This window comes from Pseudomonas sp. Ant30-3, from assembly GCF_000690905.1.
GTDB lineage: Bacteria > Pseudomonadota > Gammaproteobacteria > Pseudomonadales > Pseudomonadaceae > Aquipseudomonas.
Map to the genome: position 1 here is coordinate 1 of NZ_JMCL01000240.1, position 449 is coordinate 449.

At 61.2% G+C, this 449-nt stretch carries 1 protein-coding gene; it reads right to left on the bottom strand.

The window, feature by feature from the left end:
• The coding region (locus tag DU29_RS01000000130770) for an efflux RND transporter permease subunit (RefSeq protein WP_033051134.1) at window positions 1-449 on the bottom strand (449 nt) is incomplete at both ends.

The window sequence follows — 449 nt, forward strand, 5'->3', positions numbered from 1 at the left end:
GCTGCAATGCCTGCGATGACGACACCAGACGCGGATCTGACTCACCAATCAGGTCGGCAGATGGATAGCCGTTGAAGCGGATGACGGGATCGGGGCCGAATGTCTTGCGCACGTCCACCATGCTGCCGATGGGCACCATGTCGCCATTGGCGTTGCGGGTGCGCAGTTTGACCACGTCCTCGACAGAACTGCGGAACGGTGCGTCCGCCTGAGCCATCACCCGGTAGGTGCGGCCAAAGCGCGTGAAGTCGTTGACATACGCCGAACCCAGGTACACTTGCAGCGTATCGAAAAGATCGGTCACGGCCACGCCCTGTGCCTTCGCCTTGGTGCGGTCCACTACGGCGTCAAGCTGCGGCACATTGGCCTGATAGGAACTGATCGGATATTGGAATCCCGGTTCTTGCGAGATGGCCGTCGCCAGCTCGGTGGTCGCCGTCTGCAATGCG